Consider the following 249-nt stretch of genomic DNA (forward strand, 5'->3'; position numbering starts at 1 on the left):
TGTAGATGTCGTCGATATAGATTCGCTTGTGGAGGAGACAATGCCACAGCTCCTTAATTCGCTTGACCCACATTCCGCCTATATACCCTCCTCGGAGTTGACGGCGGTAAATGAAGATCTCCAGGGTTCGTTCAGTGGAGTCGGGGTGTCGTTCCAGATAGTAGGCGACACGGTCAATGTCGTGGAGGTGATACCCGGCGGACCGGCAGAGAAGGTCGGTATCCTGTCGGGCGACCGCATAATAAAGGC

The 249-nt window shown here is 54.2% G+C and carries 1 protein-coding gene; it reads left to right on the forward strand.

Features of this window, described 5'->3' with window-relative positions; genetic code table 11:
* On the forward strand, positions 1 to 249 hold a 249-nt coding region (locus ACX9YW_RS23370; RefSeq protein ID WP_460351167.1), incomplete at both ends, for a S41 family peptidase.

It is taken from the genome of Pseudoneobacillus rhizolycopersici, assembly GCF_054786815.1.